Annotated in this window: 15 protein-coding genes; 12 read left to right on the top strand and 3 right to left on the bottom strand. The window is 43.4% G+C overall.

Going from position 1 to position 19,132, the window contains the following annotated elements; translation table 11 throughout:
- Nucleotides 1-9 precede the first annotated feature (9 nt).
- The 7 genes from FKN88_RS07835 (at nt 10) to FKN88_RS07805 (ending at nt 8,394) form a co-directional block, all read left to right on the top strand.
- Nucleotides 10-966, top strand: a complete 957-nt coding sequence (locus tag FKN88_RS07835) for a DUF523 and DUF1722 domain-containing protein (protein ID WP_154170800.1) — start codon at nt 10-12, stop codon at nt 964-966.
- Nucleotides 956-1,768: a MerR family transcriptional regulator gene (locus tag FKN88_RS07830; RefSeq protein ID WP_004396799.1), complete on the top strand. Its 813-nt coding sequence runs from the start codon at nt 956-958 to the stop codon at nt 1,766-1,768. The genes FKN88_RS07835 and FKN88_RS07830 overlap by 11 nt, the downstream gene beginning before the upstream one ends.
- Nucleotides 1,765-3,192 (top strand): deoxyribodipyrimidine photo-lyase, encoded by a 1,428-nt coding sequence (gene phrB / locus FKN88_RS07825; protein WP_154170799.1) that lies wholly within the window; start codon nt 1,765-1,767, stop codon nt 3,190-3,192. Before FKN88_RS07830 ends, phrB begins: the two co-directional genes overlap by 4 nt.
- Nucleotides 3,182-4,102 (top strand): L,D-transpeptidase family protein, encoded by a 921-nt coding sequence (locus FKN88_RS07820; protein WP_161425991.1) that lies wholly within the window; start codon nt 3,182-3,184, stop codon nt 4,100-4,102. Before phrB ends, FKN88_RS07820 begins: the two co-directional genes overlap by 11 nt.
- A 649-nt stretch (nt 4,103-4,751) precedes the next feature.
- Entirely contained in the window at nt 4,752-5,978 is a 1,227-nt protein-coding gene (gltS, locus tag FKN88_RS07815; protein ID WP_004396796.1) for a sodium/glutamate symporter, read from the top strand.
- Nucleotides 5,979-6,352: 374 nt separating this feature from the next.
- Complete coding sequence (gene gltS, locus FKN88_RS07810) at nt 6,353-7,579, top strand: sodium/glutamate symporter (protein ID WP_158137193.1); 1,227 nt, start codon at nt 6,353-6,355, stop codon at nt 7,577-7,579.
- Between the two features lie 428 nt (nt 7,580-8,007).
- Nucleotides 8,008-8,394 carry a hypothetical protein gene (locus tag FKN88_RS07805; protein WP_004396794.1) on the top strand — a complete coding sequence of 129 codons (387 nt, stop codon included), beginning with the start codon at nt 8,008-8,010 and terminating at the stop codon, nt 8,392-8,394.
- Nucleotides 8,395-8,554: 160 nt separating this feature from the next.
- Here the strand turns inward: FKN88_RS07805 and nhaD are convergent, their stop codons facing one another.
- Nucleotides 8,555-9,991 (bottom strand): sodium:proton antiporter NhaD, encoded by a 1,437-nt coding sequence (gene nhaD, locus FKN88_RS07800; protein ID WP_154170798.1) that lies wholly within the window; start codon nt 9,989-9,991, stop codon nt 8,555-8,557.
- Between the two features lie 227 nt (nt 9,992-10,218).
- Here nhaD and FKN88_RS07795 point away from each other — a divergent pair, with 227 nt between their 5' ends.
- A complete protein-coding gene (locus tag FKN88_RS07795; RefSeq protein WP_154170797.1) occupies nt 10,219-10,503 on the top strand; it encodes a DUF134 domain-containing protein in 285 nt (94 codons plus the stop codon).
- Nucleotides 10,504-10,573: 70 nt separating this feature from the next.
- Here FKN88_RS07795 and FKN88_RS07790 read toward each other — a convergent pair whose 3' ends face one another.
- Both FKN88_RS07790 and FKN88_RS07785 read right to left on the bottom strand, forming a co-directional pair.
- Nucleotides 10,574-11,188 (bottom strand): triacylglycerol lipase, encoded by a 615-nt coding sequence (locus tag FKN88_RS07790; protein WP_154170796.1) that lies wholly within the window; start codon nt 11,186-11,188, stop codon nt 10,574-10,576.
- A gap of 67 nt (nt 11,189-11,255) precedes the next feature.
- Nucleotides 11,256-11,972 (bottom strand): NUDIX domain-containing protein, encoded by a 717-nt coding sequence (locus FKN88_RS07785; RefSeq protein WP_154170795.1) that lies wholly within the window; start codon nt 11,970-11,972, stop codon nt 11,256-11,258.
- Between the two features lie 294 nt (nt 11,973-12,266).
- Here FKN88_RS07785 and pncB point away from each other — a divergent pair, with 294 nt between their 5' ends.
- The 4 genes from pncB (at nt 12,267) to FKN88_RS07765 (ending at nt 18,701) form a co-directional block, all read left to right on the top strand.
- Entirely contained in the window at nt 12,267-13,574 is a 1,308-nt protein-coding gene (gene pncB / locus FKN88_RS07780) for a nicotinate phosphoribosyltransferase (RefSeq protein WP_154170794.1), read from the top strand.
- Between the two features lie 159 nt (nt 13,575-13,733).
- Nucleotides 13,734-14,777: an oxidoreductase gene (locus FKN88_RS07775; protein WP_154170793.1), complete on the top strand. Its 1,044-nt coding sequence runs from the start codon at nt 13,734-13,736 to the stop codon at nt 14,775-14,777.
- Between the two features lie 552 nt (nt 14,778-15,329).
- Complete coding sequence (locus FKN88_RS07770; protein WP_306687456.1) at nt 15,330-17,342, top strand: glycoside hydrolase family 3 protein; 2,013 nt, start codon at nt 15,330-15,332, stop codon at nt 17,340-17,342.
- Between the two features lie 30 nt (nt 17,343-17,372).
- The gene (locus FKN88_RS07765; protein WP_154170792.1) at nt 17,373-18,701 is read left to right on the top strand and encodes an exo-beta-N-acetylmuramidase NamZ domain-containing protein; all 1,329 of its coding nucleotides are present in this window, start codon (nt 17,373-17,375) and stop codon (nt 18,699-18,701) included.
- Nucleotides 18,702-19,132 lie beyond the last annotated feature (431 nt).

The following is a 19,132-nucleotide window of genomic DNA, read 5'->3' as shown; positions in this document are numbered from 1 at the left end:
AGAAAAAAGATGGAATCGACCCCTATTCGCGTTGGTATTAGCGCTTGTGTACTCGGTGAACCGGTTCGCTTTGACTCTGGACATAAAGTAAGCAACTTTGTTACCAAAGAGTTGGCCAATTTCTTCGAATTTGTTTCCGTTTGTCCCGAAGTCGGTATGGGGCTACCAGTGCCACGACCAACCATACGTTTAATGTCGAATAATGAACGCATCGCCTTGGTGGAAACAAAAGATGCCAGCCGCGATCATACGGCGGCCTTACTCAATTATTCCGAGCAGAAAATAGAGCAGCTGCAATCTGAACATCTATCCGGTTATATCGTGTGTGCTAAATCGCCGACCTGTGGCATGGAAAGAGTCAAGATCTACGGTGAACGAGGCGGCGCTGAAAAAAATGGCGTCGGGTTGTACACGCAACAATTAATGCAACGGATGCCTTGGTTACCGGTTGAAGAGGATGGTCGATTAAATGACCCTGTGCTGCGAGAAAATTTTATTACTCGCGTTTTTTGTTTAAATGATTTTTACCAATCGCTTGGCTCACAGCCAACGGCAGGCAAAGTCGTAGAATTCCATTCGCGTTATAAACTCTCTTTAATGGCTCATCATCCGATGTCCTACAAAGCTTTAGGGCGTTTAGTCGCGGAAGTGACCAAATATCCGACCGACACCTTTATCGAGCAATATCGCTTAGGCTTAATGCAAGCACTTACTCACCGTATTAGCCGCAAAAATAATACTAACGTGCTAATGCACATCCAAGGTTATTTTAAACGCTCTTTGACCGCACAACAGAAAGCCGAGTTAGCGCGAGTGATCGATGAATATCGTCAAGGTTTATTGCCTCTGCTCGCGCCTTTAACGTTAATTAAGCACTATTTATCCATGTATCCTGATGAGTATCTTAGTCAGCAGCGTTATTTGGATCCCCACCCACAAACATTGAGATTACGTTATGGACTATGAGGCGAAGCACTATGCGATTCGTGAAGTTGCGGAGTTAACCGGCGTTAAGCCTGTAACGTTACGTGCTTGGCAGCGTCGCTACAGCTTGTTGCAACCTTTACGTACCGAGAAAGGGCATCGGCTGTATACCGAACAGGATATTCAGACGATCCAAACCATTCAGAGCTGGTTATTAAAAGGCGTCTCGATTGGCAAAGTAAGTCAGTTGTTACACAACAATCAGCTACCGGAAAGTGAGGTGCTGGACCCGGGTGGAGAGCTTGAAGCGTGTTCTGCGTTACTGGACGCGTTGGCTAAATTGAAACGAGCCAAAGCCGCGAATGTGATTGCCACGGTAATGAAAGAATACCCTTTGGATATTATTGAAGCGCAGTTTGTGTTGCCGGTGATTGAAGCTCTGGAAAAGGTCAAAGGACCATTACGCTCGCTGCAAAAGGGGCTGTTTAGCAGCCTGATGCTCAGTAAATTATCGAGTATTCTCGAATCGGAAAATAAAGCGGCGCATCGTGGTCCTTGTTTGTGTATCAGCTTTGATGGACACGGTAGCATTCTTGCTTGGCTTTGGGCGGTAATGTGGGCTGAAAAAGGCTATCAAGTGACGTTTATTGAAGGCGTTGACGATATGAGTGGCTTGCTCCAGCACGAGAGTTTGCACGACTGGCAAGGAGTGAGTGTGTTTTCACATCGAAGTTTAGCAGAAGCGCAGCGCTCTGCGTTGGCTCAGTTGAAAACCCAACTGCAGGATCACTTGGTCTTATCCAGTGTTTTGGATGTCTTAACCCATCAGGAGAATGAGTCATGAAACTGGTCTGGTTGCGCCGAGATTTGCGCGCGATAGATAACACAGCATTACAGCAGGCGATTGCCAGCGGTGAATCGGTTTCGGCCCTTTTCGTGGCCACACCTTATCAGTGGCGACGTCATGACTTGGCTCCGATCCAAGCGGATTTCATTTATCGCCGTTTGTTTACTTTGCAGCAAGAATTAGCGGCGTTAAATATTCCTTTATTTTACAAACAGGTTGATGACTATCAGCAAGCAAGCCAAGTGGTCAGTGAATTTGCACAAAGCTTGTCGGTCAATCAAGTGTTGGTCAATCGCGACTATGAATGGAATGAACAGCAGCGGGATAGCCAAACTGAACAGGCATTAAGTACGCTCGGAATTGGTTGGTTAGCTTGTGATGATAAGTGTCTGCTTACGCCTGGGCAGGTATTAAATAAACAAGGCGAGTATTTTAAAGTCTTTACTCCTTTCAAACGGGCATGGTTGAGTCGGTTTACACCGCCAGTCATCGTTTCAACTCCAACTGCTGCGGTGAACCCGTTACTGGCTTCTGAACACAACGCGTTGTGGAATGAGAGGCAAGACTTTGCTTATCCACGAGTATCGAGTGATCAATGGCCCGTAGATTTTGAAACCGTTCGCCACCAATTACGTCAGTTTTGCCAGCAATCGATCGATGATTATCATCAGCAACGTGATTTTCCTGCTCAGGAAGGCACGAGTCGGCTTTCTCCTTATCTGGCGATTGGCATGCTCTCGGTGCGGCAATGTATTGCGCGAATGTATGCGCAATCGCAATCCGCCCTGTTATCTTCTGGCGCGGAAATCTGGTTGAGTGAATTGATTTGGCGCGAGTTTTATCAGCATTTATTAGTGTTTGAAAGTAAATTATCGAAAGGCAAAGCTTTTCATTCATGGGGTGATCAACTGCAATGGTCGGATGATAAGCAAGCTTTTGCTCGTTGGTGTGAAGGTAACACTGGCTATCCGATTGTTGATGCGGCGATGCGGCAATTAAATCAAACCGGTTGGATGCATAACCGATTAAGAATGATCGTGGCGAGTTTTTTGACCAAAGATCTGCATATCGATTGGCATTGGGGAGAGCGCTACTTTATGCAGCAATTAATCGATGGTGATTACGCTGCGAATAATGGCGGTTGGCAATGGTGCGCTTCCACCGGTTGTGATGGTCAGCCCTATTTTCGAATTTTTAACCCGATCACTCAAGGTGAGCGGTTTGATCCCAGTGGGCAATTTATTCGTCAATGGGTGCCTGAACTGGCCAGTGTGCCTACTGCCTATATTCATACGCCTTGGAAATGGCTTGGTGTTAAGTCTCTGTTATATCCTTCACCGATGGTTGATCATAAAGTAGCAAGAGAAGTAACCTTACGTCTCTACAAAGAAGCAAAGGATAATCCTATTGATGTTGCGTAACGGGTTTCTCATCGGTTTACTCTGGTTAAGTGGGCTCGCCTCTTTGCAAGCGGCAGTCTATGACTTGCCTAAAGAGGGCAGTCGCCTAGTCGGGCGGATGCATTATCATGAAGTGCAAGAAGGACAAACGTTGGCGCAGATAGCAGGCCAATATGATGTCGGTTTTCTGGCTTTAATGGCGGCTAATAAAGGCGTCGACCCGTTTCTCCCCCAAGCGGGTTTGGTGTTGACGATTCCTTCACAGGTCATTTTACCTGAGGTTGAGTATCAAGGCATTGTGGTCAATCTTGCCGAGTTGCGTTTGTATTATTTTCCACCTAATACTCAGCAGGTGCATATTTTCCCGGTTGGAATTGGTCGAATTGGCCGTGATACGCCAGAAATGACCACACAAATCAGCCAAATGCGCCGTAACCCAACTTGGACTCCGCCGCAGTCAGTGCGTAATGAGTATTTGCAGCGTGGTATTGAGTTACCCGCGGTGGTTCCTGCCGGTCCAGATAATCCGATGGGTAACTATGCAATGCGTTTAGCCTATGGTTCAGGAGAGTATCTGATTCATGGCACTAACAAAGACTTTGGGATTGGCATGCGCGTGAGTGCGGGCTGTATTCGTATGGATCCTAAAGACATTGAGTGGCTTTTTCACCAAGTGGATCGCGGGGTAAAAGTGCGGATCATCGATGAGCCGATCAAAGTCACGCTGGAGCCTGATCGCAGTGTATACCTTGAAGCTCATGAGCCTCTAACCCGTAGTGATGGGAGTAAAAAATCCCTTGATTTGCCGGTTGAGTTAACTTGGTGGCTGAGTGCCTCTCATCATTCTGACGCACGTGCTCGAGCGGCCATTGCTGCGCAAAATGGTTTCCCTGTACAGGTGGTGGCGCCATCGGTCAGTGATGATTGGTGAGAATCATTTACCTTTGTGATTATCCTAATTCATATTTTTGTCACATATTTGTAATAATGTGCCTTCCGCCAATGGCATAGGGTTACCTAAAATCGTGGTTCCTGTGCTATAGTCCGGCCCGGTTATGGCCATGCAGCCTGTTGCGAACTTGAGTTTTTCCTTGGTTTCGACTCACAACCTATCCATGAGTCAGAGTATTCCACTACGATAGGAACAAGTAAATTGCAGGCTAGGGCGTGTTGATTTTTAGCTGAAAAAATAAACATCGCTAAAGGTAAATTCGCCCTAGGGACATCTTCTCTTGTTCTATCCCAAATGATTTGGCGATAGAGGCTATAGCCACAACGCTATCCGATAGCATCGGTCATTTCTGTTGATGTAAAGGAGCCTATTGTGGCCCAGAAAGACCCGCTTTCGCGCACGCTCAACAGCAAAAAGGAGCGCAACCACCCACTTGTGGTGTGCTCCTTTTTACATTTTAAAGGGTAAACAGCGTGAGTTAACCATCGCTTATTCCACCCATTAAATCAGCCTAAGGCGCACAACAACGGTTGAGATACGTATCTTTGTGGACGTGAGCTATCGAATAGACTATCCCATTAACCCTCAATCATCATGGAGGATGAAGAGCATATTATGATGAGGTTGTATGAATCATTTAATTTCAGTTGGGGCACTGGAGTCCTTTTTAGTGGCGATCAGCGTGCTGTTTTTAGGCCACTTTGTTAATGCTAGGCTGCCGATTTTAAATAAATTCAATATACCAGAGCCGATTGTCGGCGGTTTAATTGTTTCATGCCTGATCAGCATGCTGCATTTTTATGGTATGGATTTAGAGTTTGATTTACCGCTGCAAAATACCTTTATGCTGATGTTCTTTGCCACTGTTGGCTTAGCGGCGAACTACACACAACTTATCAAAGGCGGGGCCAAGGTGTTTCTGTTTTTGGCCATCGCGTCGTTTTATATCATTATTCAAAATGGCATCGGTGTCTCGATGGCGACTGCGTTAGGCTTAGATCCATTAATGGGCTTAGTGGCAGGGTCGATTACGCTTTCTGGCGGACACGGTACTGGTGCCGCTTGGTCGCAAACTTTCCAAGAGATGTATGGCCTTGATAATGTGCTTGAGATAGCCATGGCATCGGCTACCTTCGGTTTGATCATTGGCGGCTTAATTGGTAGCCCGGTGGCCCAGCGTTTGGTAAACAAACACAATATGGAATCTGTGTATGGTCGAAGCTCTAAAACCCATGAACGGCACCCTGAAATCATCACCTACAACGAAAATGAAGAAGATAAAGTCACCGGAAAAAAGGTGGTTGAACAACTGTTTTTTTTGATTGTTTGCGTGGTTGGAGCGCGATACGTTTCACAATGGGCAAGTACTTTAGAAATCCAATGGCTGATGATCCCTGATTTCGTTTATGCCTTGTTTATCGGTGTGATCATCACTAACGTACTCGAAGTGACGAAAGTTCGTAAGCTCGATACTGAAACCATCGACATGCTGGGAACCGTCTCGCTGTCCTTATTTTTGGCGATGGCGTTGATGAGTTTAAAGCTGTGGAATGTGCTCGATTTAGCCATTCCATTTTTAATTATCCTCACTGTACAATCCATCGTCCTCGCTTTCTTTACCTACTACGTGACTTTTAAATTTATGGGTAGTAATTATGATGCTGCGGTGATTGCTGGTGGGCATTGTGGTTTTGGCTTAGGAGCGACACCAACGGCAGTGATGAACATGGGCTCGATTGTCAATCGTTATGGCCCTTCACCACAAGCCTTTATGGTCGTGCCGATTGTCGGTGCGTTTTTTATTGATATTGTTAACCTGATCGTTTTGCAAGGGTATATCAGCATCTTTGGTTAAGTCTCGTTTTGAGACGATGACTGAGGTTAGCGTTTGAATAGCTTCCAATAGAAAGAAAGCCCAAGTCGCTAAACGCCGCTTGGGCTTTCTTTTTCCTTCCTCTTTTTCCGCGATTGTTCATATCTCCTTCCTACCTGCAACTCTAAGTTGTTTGGCTATAAGCAACCTTTTTCAATCATGATTCTGTGTGAGGGCTGATGCTTGCCTTTTTCTCAAATTATGAGAATTAATTGCGATTAATTTGCTTTTTATTCTTATTTTTTGGGAATTAAACAGCAATTGGTTCTAGAAATACAGGCTATTGCTAGGCACCCTGCCAAAGTACCCATTTCAATTAGGGAATCACCGAAATCATACATGCAGTGAGAGGTAACATGAATCAGGTTATTGCTATTGGTCCCCTAGAGTCTTTTCTAGTGGCAATCAGTGTGCTTTTTTTAGGGCGTTCTATTAATTTTCACATCCCGATCTTGAAGAAATTCACCATACCAGAGCCGATCGTCGGTGGCTTGGTGGTCGCCAGCGTATTGACCATATTACATTTTAATGCGGTAGATATACGTTTTGATTTGCCGTTACAAAACACCTTTATGTTGATGTTTTTTGCTACCGTTGGCCTTGCCGCGAATTACACTCAATTGGTTAAAGGCGGTCTCAAAGTCTTTTTATTTTTGGCTGTCGCTTCTGTTTTTATCGTTGTTCAAAACGCCGTAGGCATTTCGTTAGCGACTTTGCTTGGGTTAGATCCGTTAATGGGGCTGATTGCGGGTTCGATTACCCTGTCAGGCGGTCATGGGACCGGAGCGGCTTGGGCACAGACTTTTCAAAATGTCTATGGCTTAGATAATGTGCTCGAAATTGCCATGGCTTCTGCGACTTTTGGCTTAATCATTGGTGGGATCATTGGCAGTCCAATGGCGAAAAGATTGATTGATAAACATCATCTACAATCTGACTACGGTATTGGCAATCAAACCCATCAGCGCTTTCCTGAGCTTGTCACGTACAACGAGCATGAAGAAGACCGTGTGACTGCTAAAAAAGTAGTTGAAAGTTTAGCTACGATTTTACTGTGTGTCACAGGGGCACATTATGTTAGCCAATGGGTGGCACATTTTCAGATCGCTTGGTTAATGGTTCCGGATTTTGTTTATGCGCTCTTTATCGGTGTTGCTATCACCAATCTGTTGGAGGTGAGCAAAATGGGTAAGATCGATACCGAAACGGTCGATATTCTAGGCACTGTATCGCTGTCATTATTTCTCGCAATGGCGCTGATGAGCCTTAAGTTATGGAATGTGTTTGATCTTGCGCTGCCCTTTTTAATTATTCTTAGTGTTCAATCGGTGATATTAGCGCTGTTCGCGTATACGGTGACTTTTCGAATAATGGGCAAAACTTATGATGGCGCGGTGATGGCGAGTGGCCATTGTGGTTTTGGCTTAGGGGCGACACCAACGGCAGTGATGAACATGGGGTCGATAGTCAACCGTTATGGACCTTCTCCCCAAGCTTTTATGGTCGTGCCGATTGTCGGGGCCTTTTTCATTGATATTGTGAATCTGATCGTTTTGCAAGGGTACATCACTCTATTGCGCTAATGTTGATTATCCCCTTTCGAGTTAAAGCGGTAGCGTTAAGTCGGAAAGGGATAAGTTCCGTAATGCTCTCTCGATGACGATTAACGCTTTTGTAGGGTGATGAATCAGATTTTACTGACTATTCATTTTGCGCATCTCTAGGTACGATAACCAGATACCATTTGATACTCTCACCGTTAGTGACTGGCGAAAAGGTAGGTATCAGCAAATGGGTTTGGTTGATCACGCGAGGAGTTGGTTAATTAATCGACGATCACGCTAAGGTTAAGTCAGTAAATCGAATCTTGTTCTATACTTATGCATATTGTTCATTACCAAAATATGTGTATTTATTTGAGCGCTAGAAGTTGTGATGCTTGGCTCAACGGAATCAATCAGCGGTCGTCATTCGCAGGATAGTAAGCAGCACATAGCAGGAGGAGAGGAGCATGCATCGTCAGTGGTTTAAAACAGCAATTACCCTGCTGTTGCTTGCTCTGTTAGTCGCTTGTAGCCAAGAAGAATTAGAGCGTCTGGCTGATAGACCGACGTTCTCTTTTGAAGGTAAGTACGATAATCAGCATAATCAAGATATGCTGCTCTTCAAAGACGGTGAAGTGGCGTTTGAGTCGAACGGTACGCGTTTGTGGCAACGCAGTTTTATTGTTAAAGATAATCAATTGGCGATACAGTTTCGGCAAAGTTCGAAAGAGAAGCGGGATGATTTAGTGATGCGTATTCACGGTGGCGGGGAAGTTTTAACCTGCAGTGCGTGTGCGTTGTACCAGATGAGCCATGTCTGGGTACGTTTAGATGCTGATCCACAAAACAACTAACGGCAGTGTATGGTTTAGCGGTACTACCGTAAATGCTGGTCGTTGATCAATAAAAGCAAGGCAGAGGATTTGATGATCATCATCCCTCTGCCTTGGTTTATTGAGCGTTGCTAGCGGTGTCGATGACTGTTTTCAACACCATAGCAATGTTGAGACAAGGTTAGGTAAATAGTCCTTGGTTGAGCAGTAGGTGCACGGCAATACTCGCTACGTAACCCAGCATGATCACCGGAGCCCATTTTAAGTGGCCGACAAAGGTGTATTTACCGTGTGCTGCCCCCATTAAAGCCACCCCAGCCGCTGAACCAATAGAAAGTAAGCTACCACCAACGCCCGCAGACAAGGTAATTAATAACCAGTTGCCGAGCGACATCTCCGGTTCCATACTCAATACCGCAAACATAACAGGGATGTTATCGACAATCGCCGACAAGATACCCAGTGCAATATTTGCCCATACTGGGTCCCACTGGGTATACATCAGCTCCGACATCAAACCTAAATAACCGAGCAGGCTTAGCCCGCCGACACACATCACTACGCCGTAGAAAAACAGGAGCGTGTCCCATTCGGCATGAGAAATACGTCGAAAAACATCGAAAGGAACCACAGAACCGAGACGTTTTAACGCGGCCTCATCATTTTTCGCCATCGCCATTGCGGCTTTTTTAGCTAATGAGCGGGCTAATGTTTTTCTGAGGAAATAACCAAAGAATTGTAAATACCCAAGGCCCATCATCATGCCAATCACGGGTGGGAAGTGGAATAGGGCATGAAAAGAGACGGCGGTTGCGACGGTAAAAATAAACAGTGCGACAATTCGTCGTGCGCCGCGTTTCATTTCTACCTGTTCATAAACTGCGTCTGGCTGCTCTTTGGGTAAAAACCACGACATAATGAAAGCAGGGATCAGATAATTGACCACCGAAGGTACAAACAGATCCATAAACTGCATAAACGTAACATGACCAGCTTGCCATACCATGAGAGTGGTAATATCCCCAAATGGACTGAATGCCCCCCCTGCGTTAGACGCTAAGACGATATTGATACACGCCAGATTGACAAACTTAGTGTTGCTGCCACCGACTTTCATCACTACCGCGCACATCAGTAGTGCGGTGGTTAAGTTATCGGCAATCGGTGAGATAAAGAAAGCCAAAATACCGGTCAGCCAGAATAAGGTTTTAAAATTAAAGCCTTTACCGACCATCCAAGCTTGCAGCGCATCAAATAAGCGCCGCTCTTCCATCGCACTGATGTATGTCATGGCAACCAGCAAAAACAGCAATAACTCTGCGTATTCCAGCAAGTTATGTTCGAGCGCGGCTCGTGCAATATCAACATTACCATGCTGTTGATAGGCATAGCCAATCATCGCCCAAATCAGTCCGGCTGCAAGCAAAACTGGTTTCGATTTACGCAGTTGCAAATACTCTTCTAGCATCACCAGCGCATAGGCGAAGCAAAATAAAATTAAAGAGGCATAGCCAATCGTCGAATGAGTAAGTACAAGTGGTGCGTCATGGGTGGCATTACTTGCAGACGCGAGTTGAGGGATCAATAACAAGCCAAAACCGATCCACAGTCGATTCATTATAGGTACTCCAATAGTCAAAAACCGGCAGAGTGTACTGATTATTAACTAAGTTGAATGTGAGATAGGTTATAAATGTTTAATTTGTTTTGCTTTTGTATCATTTTGTTAAATTTATCAATCGATAGCAGCATCAGCTTGATTATAAAGCGTTACGTTGCCTTTTCTTGCTAAAATGACACAATACCGATTAACGGCGCTATGAATGCCCAGAAAAGAGAACAGTGATGGCTCGTCCTAAAATTCCCAGACACATTTGTGGTGTGCCTGCACAAACGTGTTTCAAACCTAACGGCATTCCGATGGCGCAATTACAACGCGTCACATTAGCAGCCGATGAGTTTGAAGCGATCCGATTAGTCGATTACCAAGGTTTACAACAGCAAGAGGCGGCGTTGGTCATGGGCGTATCGCGGCAGACACTCGCCAATTTAGTCAAAGCGGCCAGACGTAAAGTTGCTGACTGTTTATTGCATGGTAAAGCACTGATGATGGAAATACCCTCTGATTAAGTCGTGGGTATGTTTTCTACCGTCATCGGTTTGATGTGAAGCAAAAGGTCGCCAGAAGTCTCCAACGACCTTAGCGTCGGAAGCGGTCATAGCGAAGGAAGTGGTCGATTTGCTCGGCAACGGAATGATTAAACAGCATGCTCGTATGAGTGGTCGATATTGCGATGTGATCTGTCATGCCAGCTATTTTGGTTTCTTCTACTGTCACTGTGCCATCGGAGTCCAGTTGATCACGCAGTAAAAGGCTGCGCAGACCTAAAGGTATTGTGCCGGCAATACTGCCAAGCTTTTGCGGATAGCGCCATTCGTCATGGTGTTGTTTTAAGCCAAATTCGGCAGAATTACCTAGTGCTGCCCCTAAACCTAATTGCTCAATTTTATTGACGATCGAAGCACCTTGCAAAGGAGAGCCAATAGCAACGACATGGGAGACGGTATCACCAGAAGGCGTGCGTGATTCTAGATAACGTTTAATCACCAATCCGCCCAAACTGTGTCCGACTAAAGCATTATGGGAACCATGAGCGATCGCCCGGTCAAGACGGCGGAAAATAGTCTCATCATCAATCGCGAGTGAGTTGTAGCTAATGGTTTGAGTACGATAACCCAATTTATGCAGACGATGGCTCAGAGGATGCATTACCAAGCCATGCATATAAAGTCCATGAACAAGAATAATCTGCATTGCTTCCTACCTACCCATCTATTATCAGTTAACCTCATCACCGTTACTGTACATGATTTTCGATCAGTTAACCTCGTAAACAGGTTTGAAAATAGGTCACTTCGTGACTAGCCAGACGATAAACGGTGGCTGGCTTGCCACCTTTGCCTTTACAAGAGGCGGCCATTTTATTGGTACTGACGATCACTCCGGTATTGATCAAGCGGCGTTTAATGGTCATACGATTGACTTCGACGCCAAATTTGGCGTAGGCGTCAATAATGTCAGCGACTAAAAACTCTTTTTCTAATGAAAATAATACCACCGACGTGTATTCAACCGCAGCGCGTAATTTTTGCCATGCATGCTGAATTTGTGCGACATGATCAAAAGCCAGTGCCATATCCCCGTTAAGTAGGGGAGGAAGATCAAACCAATTGGCTCGTTCGGGGTCGATGCCAAAATCTTCGATCTGTTTAACATTAGAAGCGTTTAATAAAGCGTAATGAGAAATGCTGACACTCCAGCCATTCGGATCGCGTTTGGGGTTGCCATCAACCAGCGGATCGCTGATAAAGTTGGGATAGGTATGGACTTTTTGCCGACAAATACGTCGTCTCGCCGCATCAAAATCCTCATCGACCGGTTCACCACCATGAGCGGTCATATCTTCGTCATAGACTATCCCACCGGGCAATGCCCATTTACCACAATCCGGCCGGTTCGGATTAGACCGTTTCACCAATAAAACTTGGATAGATTTTGGCGCAAGACGCAGGCAAATCATATCGATAGTGACAATCATAATGGGCTCTCTTATCAACAACGGGTCTATTCTAGGTAAGTGGATGATGATGGTCAAATGTAAATAACATTTTGTGACAAACATGACTTGGATAATAAACGTGCTGTGATTGTTGCTATGACTAGCGGGTTAATCTGCGTTGTCCCTATTTATAACGAGGTTAATTGGTGGACGACTAGGTTTGTCACAAAAGTTGACAAACTTGCAAGGGTAATTTATTGTTCGCCAAAAGTTAGCAACACGTTGTTACTAACGTAATGACTGAATAAAACCGAACGAAAGGATGGCATCATCATGAGCGATCGCCTGTTTTCTCCTCTTTTTATCCGCAGTTTGCTGGATCTTGATGCCTATAAAATCAATATGATGCAGGCTGTTCATTCGTTGTATCCGGATGTTGAGGTGCGCTATGAATTGATTGTACGCAGCGATGAAGACCTGAGTGGCTTATTAGAAGAAGTTCGCCAAGAAATCAATCATTTGGCTTCACTGCGTTTTTCGGATGCTGACATTGTTTATTTAGAGCAACATGCCCCACACCTTAATCACACTTTTTTACAGTCATTACGCTATTTCCATTTTCAACCAGAGCGTCAAGTGGAAATGGGGATCATTAAGCAAGAGGGCAAGCGCCAGCTACGCATCGCGATCCAAGGTACGTGGCGAGACACCATTTTGTATGAAACATTAGTGATGGCTTTGATCTCTGAAGTTCGTAGTCGTCGTCACTGGGCGCAAGTGCCCGCCGAGTTACCGATGCAAGTATTGGCTGATAAAGTGCAAGCTTTAAAAGCAGAAATTGCTCAGCGTGGGATCAGCAACTTCTCATTGACCGAAATGGGTACGCGGCGACGTTTTTCCAGCCAAGTTCAGCGAGATGTGATTGCTTACTTACAACAAGAAATTCCTGATCAGTTATTAGGCACCAGTAATTATCATTTTGCTCGTGAGTTTAATCTCAAGCCGATTGGTACGATTGCTCATGAGTGGTTTATGGGCCATCAAGCGTTGGTTAATGTCGGAGACTCACAACGCGTTGCCCTTGAACAGTGGCTGCGCGCTTTTGATGGTCAGCTTGCTATTGCGCCAACCGATACCTTAAATATTGATGCTTTTCTCAACGATTTTAATGTCCATTTAGCGAAAGCGTATGATGGCGTTCGGCATGACTCAGGTTGCCCATTTACCTGGGGTGATAAGATGATCGCTCACTATGAGAAGCTTGGTATTGATCCTCGTAACAAGCTATTTATTTTCTCTGATGGACTCAATTTTGCACGAGCACTCGATTTGTGTGAATACTTCGCTGGCAGAGTGCGCGTTTCATTCGGGATTGGTACTTTCTTGACTAACGATCTCGCGGATTGGAAAAATGCGCAAGGCAAAGTCTATAAGCCATTGTCTATCGTGATTAAGTTAACGGAATGTTGCGGGCGACCCGTCGCCAAAATCAGCGATGAGCCACAAAAAGCGATGTGTGAAGATCCTATCTTCCTCGCCAATCTCAAGCAGCGTTTTAATATCGAGGTCGATATCGATGCGTTGATAGCCGAGCTGCAACAAAAAAAGCATACCAAACGACATTACATCGCCGCCGCTTAATTGAGTTCTATGTGCTAACCACTGTCTTTTTGATGGTGGTTTTTTCTTTTGTGGGCTGCTGACTGTCAAATGCTTGCTATGATAAACAAACCTTTACCCCAAGAGCGGCATTGGGCATGATGAAGATAGTCTCGACATACCAAAAGAGAAGATTCAATCATGACCTACCATCCAATCAAAACCGCCGTTATTGGCTATGGCTACTCGGCAAAAACCTTCCATTTACCTTTTATTCAAAGCTTATCGGAACTGACATTGTGCGCGATCAGTTCCAGTCAGCAAGCCGCGGTCGAAGCTGATTGGCCACAAGCTCAGTGGTATCAAGATGCAGAGAGTTTGTTAGATAACAGCGATGCTGAGCTAGTGATCATCACCGCGCCCAATGATGTCCATTTTCCTTTAGCAAAGCGAGCGCTAGAAAACGGTAAGCATGTGATTGTCGAAAAACCCTTTGTCACCAGTGTCGAAGAGGGACGGGCCTTGATCGATCTTGCCCATCAGCAAGGTCTGTTACTGAGTGTCTTTCATAATCGACGTTGGGATGGGGATTTCCTCACCGTGCAAAAACTGATTAAAGAGGGACGATTAGGTGAAGTACGTCTGTTCGAGTCACATTTTGATCGTTATCGCCCACAAGTGCGTCAACGCTGGCGCGAGCAGTCACAACATGGTGGTGGGATCTTGTTTGATCTTGCTCCTCACCTACTCGATCAAGTGTTGGTGCTGTTCGGTTTACCACAAGCGATTAACGCCCAATGCCGTATGATGCGCCCCGGCGCGCAGACCATTGATTACTTCAACCTCATCTTACACTATCCCGATCACCTGGTGCATCTGCACGCTAACCTCTATAGCCCAGAGCCTAATTTACGCTTTAATGTGTTGGGCACTAAGGCCAAGTTTGTAAAGCAGGGCCTTGACCCACAAGAAGAGTATTTAAAGCAAGGTAGAGTCCCCGACAGCCCTGAATGGGCAAAAGAGGATTTATATCTTTATGGGCAGCTCTACAGTGAGCAAGGCTCAGAATTAATCGAGACAGAAATCGGTGGTTATCAACACTATTTTAAAGCCGTGGCCGATGCGATTCGACTTGGCACCGATAACCCAGTACCCGCCGAGCAAGCGCTACAAAACATCCAGTTGATAGAGATGGCGCTGCAAAGTAGCGAGACAGGGGAAACTGTGCGTGTAGAATTGCACTAATAAATTTAGCGTTGACTGATATTGATAAGGTAAGTGAGTTATATCAGTAATATGTATAAAGTTGATCTGATTTAGGTCAACTTTATAATTCTTGGATCTCTCCTATTTAAACAATGACTCCCCAACTGTATTTTTTCATCCACATCGATTGAGATTTTCTCATTTACTGGACTCTATAGTTTTTAAATTTTCCCTACATGATTTCATGTTGAATTAAAAGTAGGATTAATCCTTGTTTTTTGTGGTTTATTCCTACTTTTAGTTTAGGTTATTTGTTTAATATCAATTTTCATAATTTATTTGTTTATATAAAAGAGGGATTATTCTTTTGGAGAATAAATTTTAAAGCGCGTACTTCGTATAACTAATTGTTTTTATTGTAAATTAATTCCTATTATTTATTTTTGGTTAATGAGTATTCCACTTTTAATGGTTATCCTGAATAGAGTTAGATGTGATTTATATCGTAGAACTATCAATAAAAATACATACGATATAGCGGTAATTAATTTGAGAATAAAAATATTAATAACTGGAATTCATGGAGATACGATGAAAACAAAAATAAAGAGCTATTGGATTATTATTGGAATCATGATCACACTAACCGGATGTTTTGATCGTGATAAACAAGATCCTCTACAAGAAAAAGCACAGCAAATAACTCAAAAAATGACGTTAAGAGAAAAGATTGGTGAAAAACTCATGATGTCTTTTCGTTATTGGTGTGATGATCAAGATGCACAATGTAGAGATGGATTTATAGAAATCAACGACACTGTTAGCCAACTCATATCGGATAATCATATTGGCGGTATTATTTTATTTAGTGCTAATTTGACGGATATTGACCAAACCGCTCAGTTAATCTGGGATTTACAAAATTCAACTCATGAGCAGTATCCACTGTCCCTCTTTGTCGCTATCGATCAAGAAGGGGGAAATGTTGTTCGTTTACCAAGGACAAAAGCCACTAACTTGCCGGGTAACATGGCATTAGGTTCTGCTTACTTAAGCAGTGGTGATCTTTCATTGGCTTATGATGCTGGACATATTTTAGCGGCAGAGGTTGGTGCAGTTGGTTTTAATGTTAACTTTGCCCCGGTTGTTGATGTTCAGTCAAACCCTCTCAACCCAGTAATCAATGTTAGAGCTTATGGTGAAGATCCTAAGTTAATTGGATTAATGGCAGGCGAAACGGCAAAAAGCTTTGCTAAAAATAATGTAGTACCTGTTTTTAAGCATTTTCCTGGGCATGGTGATACTCAATCTGACTCACATTACAGCTTGCCAATAGTCAATAAATCAAGGGAAGAAGCGGATGCAACGGACTTATATCCCTATCGATTTGCTATTCAAAACGGTCTTGCACCGGACATGATTATGACTGCGCATATTCAATATCCAGCTTTAGACGGTACGACGGTTGTAAGTAATGTGACTGGGGAAGAGATGATTCTTCCAGCAACACTTTCTAGAGAAATTCAAACCCAGCTGTTACGTAAAGAACTTCAGTACCAGGGAGTAACCATTACTGATGCACTGGACATGAAAGGTATTGCCGATCATTTTTGGCCAGCTGAAGCAGTAATCAAAACCTTTCAAGCTGGGGTAGATATCGCGTTAATGCCTGTGTTAATTCACACTGATCAAGAAAGCCATCAATTAAGTGAGTTAATTGATCAGATTGTACAAGCGGTGCAGTATGGTGATTTGTCAGAACAAGAGATCACTCGTTCCGTTGAAAGAATCGTAAAAACGAAATTGAAATATGGATTAATTAAACAAAATAATCCACCTTCGATTGAGAAGATAAAACAACAAGCTCATCATACGATTGGAAAATCAGAACATAAAATTATCCAGAAGAACATCACAGAGCAGGCGATAACACTGATTCGAAACACGGAGTTTGGTAGTTCAAAGTCACTTCCTATTGCAGAAGAAATGACCAGTAAGGTTCATGTGATTATGCCAAATTATGGGGAGGGAGATAAAGCAAAGACACTAAAAAATGAGTTGATCGAACATGGATTTGAATATGTTTCAGCCAGTTTAATGTCACAGACAACTCAAGATGATGAACAACGAGTTATTGATGAATCAGATATCATTATTATAGGAACGGCATCAACAAAACCCTCACCAGTAGAAAATAATGGTGATGTCAGGTTCGAGCATTATAATCTACAACGTAGTTTGGTTTTTAATGCCAATAATTTTAATGATAATACGGTTATAGATGAATATAAATTCGCTTATGAGTTAATGGAGTACGCATTTAAACGTGGTAAAAACGTTATTCATGTTACTCTTCGGGCTCCCTATGACATTGTTAACTTTGAAAAAGTGTCACACAGTGCTATCGCTACCTATAACTATTATGGTCAGGATAATAATGGAAAAGATCTTGGTTCAAATGTAATGAATGCAGTGGCAAAAATAATTTCAGGTCAGCTAGAGCCTAAAGGGAAACTTCCAGTTAATATTTATCATCAGAATGAAGATGGTTCTTTAGGCGACTTAAGATATAAGATTGGCCATGGATTAACGTACCATAAATAAAACTCACCATTAATAGAGTAAGGGAAAATAATGAAAATATGGTTTAAAACTATTTTTATATTAATTATATCAATTGGGTTGTTGGCTTGTAATTCTGATGAAAGTAATCAGTTACAACTTGGTGTTGATAGACAAGACATTTATGGTCCACTATTAGCTGGTAAAAATGTTGGATTAATGGTTAATCAAAGTTCTTTAGATTCTAAAGGTATGCATACCATAGATAAATTAGTTGCTTTAGAGAGCAAATACAATTTTAAAGTAACCACCCTCTTTGCGGTTGAGCATGGTATTCGAGGTGATAAAGAGGCTGGTGAGGGCGATAACGACCATATTGATGATAAAACTGGCTTACCTATAATCAGTGTATATGGGAGCGATAATGGCAGACCGAGAGCTCGACCAACAGAAGATCAACTCTCTAATGTCGATATTGTTATATACGACTTGCAAGATGTTGGCGTACGTTTTTTTACTTACACAATCTCAATGCATCGAATGATGGAGAGCATTCAAGCGTATGGCAAAGCGTTCATGGTCTTTGATCGCCCAAATCCTAATGGTGATTATGTTTATGGTCCATTACTAGAGGAGGAGAACGTATCTGGTATCGGTATCCATCCCATTCCTATGGTACATGGACTGACTTCTGGTGAGCTCGCGACGATGATTGTTGGCCAAGGGTGGTTGACTGGGGTTGATGAATATCGATGGAGTTTGTTTGGGGCGGAGCAATACCGCTTACCCGTTGAAAAGCTGCATGTTATAACCATGAAAAATTACACCCACCAGCAGCCGTATTCTTTGCCAATTAATCCATCACCTAACTTAGCAACGGACTTAGCAATACGTCTATACCCAGCATTGGGACTATTCGAAGCAACCAGTGTGAATATGGGGAGAGGTTCATCTTTCCCTCATGAACAATTAGGTTTTCCGGATCCTAGTTTTTACATTAATACTCAATATCACATTGATCCATCTATCACCGCTTATGGTTGGCCTCAAGGAGGGAAAACCGTTTATGGAGAGCGTTTTAATTATGCTAACCCGCAGCATTATCGTGCGAGTATTAAAGAGTTTGTTCGCTGGTGGCTTGCGTTTCAACATAATGCTAAAAGTTTAGCTGTAGCATACGATCAAGAAGCGAATTACCTTGATTATCAAGAATCTCATTTCGTTATTCGACCCGCATGGCTCGCTAAATTGATTGGTACGAAAAGCTTTCTCGCTGATCTTCAATCTTATTCTAAAGAAGTCACTGAACTTGAATCATTGGTTAAAAAGCTAGAATTACGTTGGAAAAAAGATTTAGATGATTATCGATATCTTTATAATAAATATAAGATTTATCTCTAGCTTATAGAAAATGTTATATATTAATGTGTTGTGTGATGAGTGAATCCTGAGTAATGCTTTCATTCGCTATTTTTATCAGTCTATTCGATACACAAAAAAGAAAAGGCGATAGGAAATGGACTACAGCCCTTAAGGCTGAGTCCTATGTTTGAGTGTTTATGATTGTCGCATAATGATTATGAATTCGGGCAAGAAATGTCGGATGATGCGCCCCTGCGCGCAGACTATTGATTACTTCAATCTGGTTTTACACTATCCCGATCATCTAGTGCATCTGCACGCTAACCTGACAGCCCTGAATAGGCAGGGCAAGATCATGAACGTTTTTTGCGCAATGCGAGGTTAAGTTTGACCTGACGTGCGGGCTGTGATCTTATGCTCCTTTTTTAAGGTGTTGCCATGAATATTAATACCATCAAAGAGCACTTCAG

It is taken from the genome of Vibrio sp. 2017_1457_13 (genome assembly GCF_030851525.1).
In the GTDB taxonomy this organism is placed as follows: domain Bacteria; phylum Pseudomonadota; class Gammaproteobacteria; order Enterobacterales; family Vibrionaceae; genus Vibrio; species Vibrio metschnikovii.
This window is presented reverse-complemented; position numbering and strand designations above follow the sequence as displayed.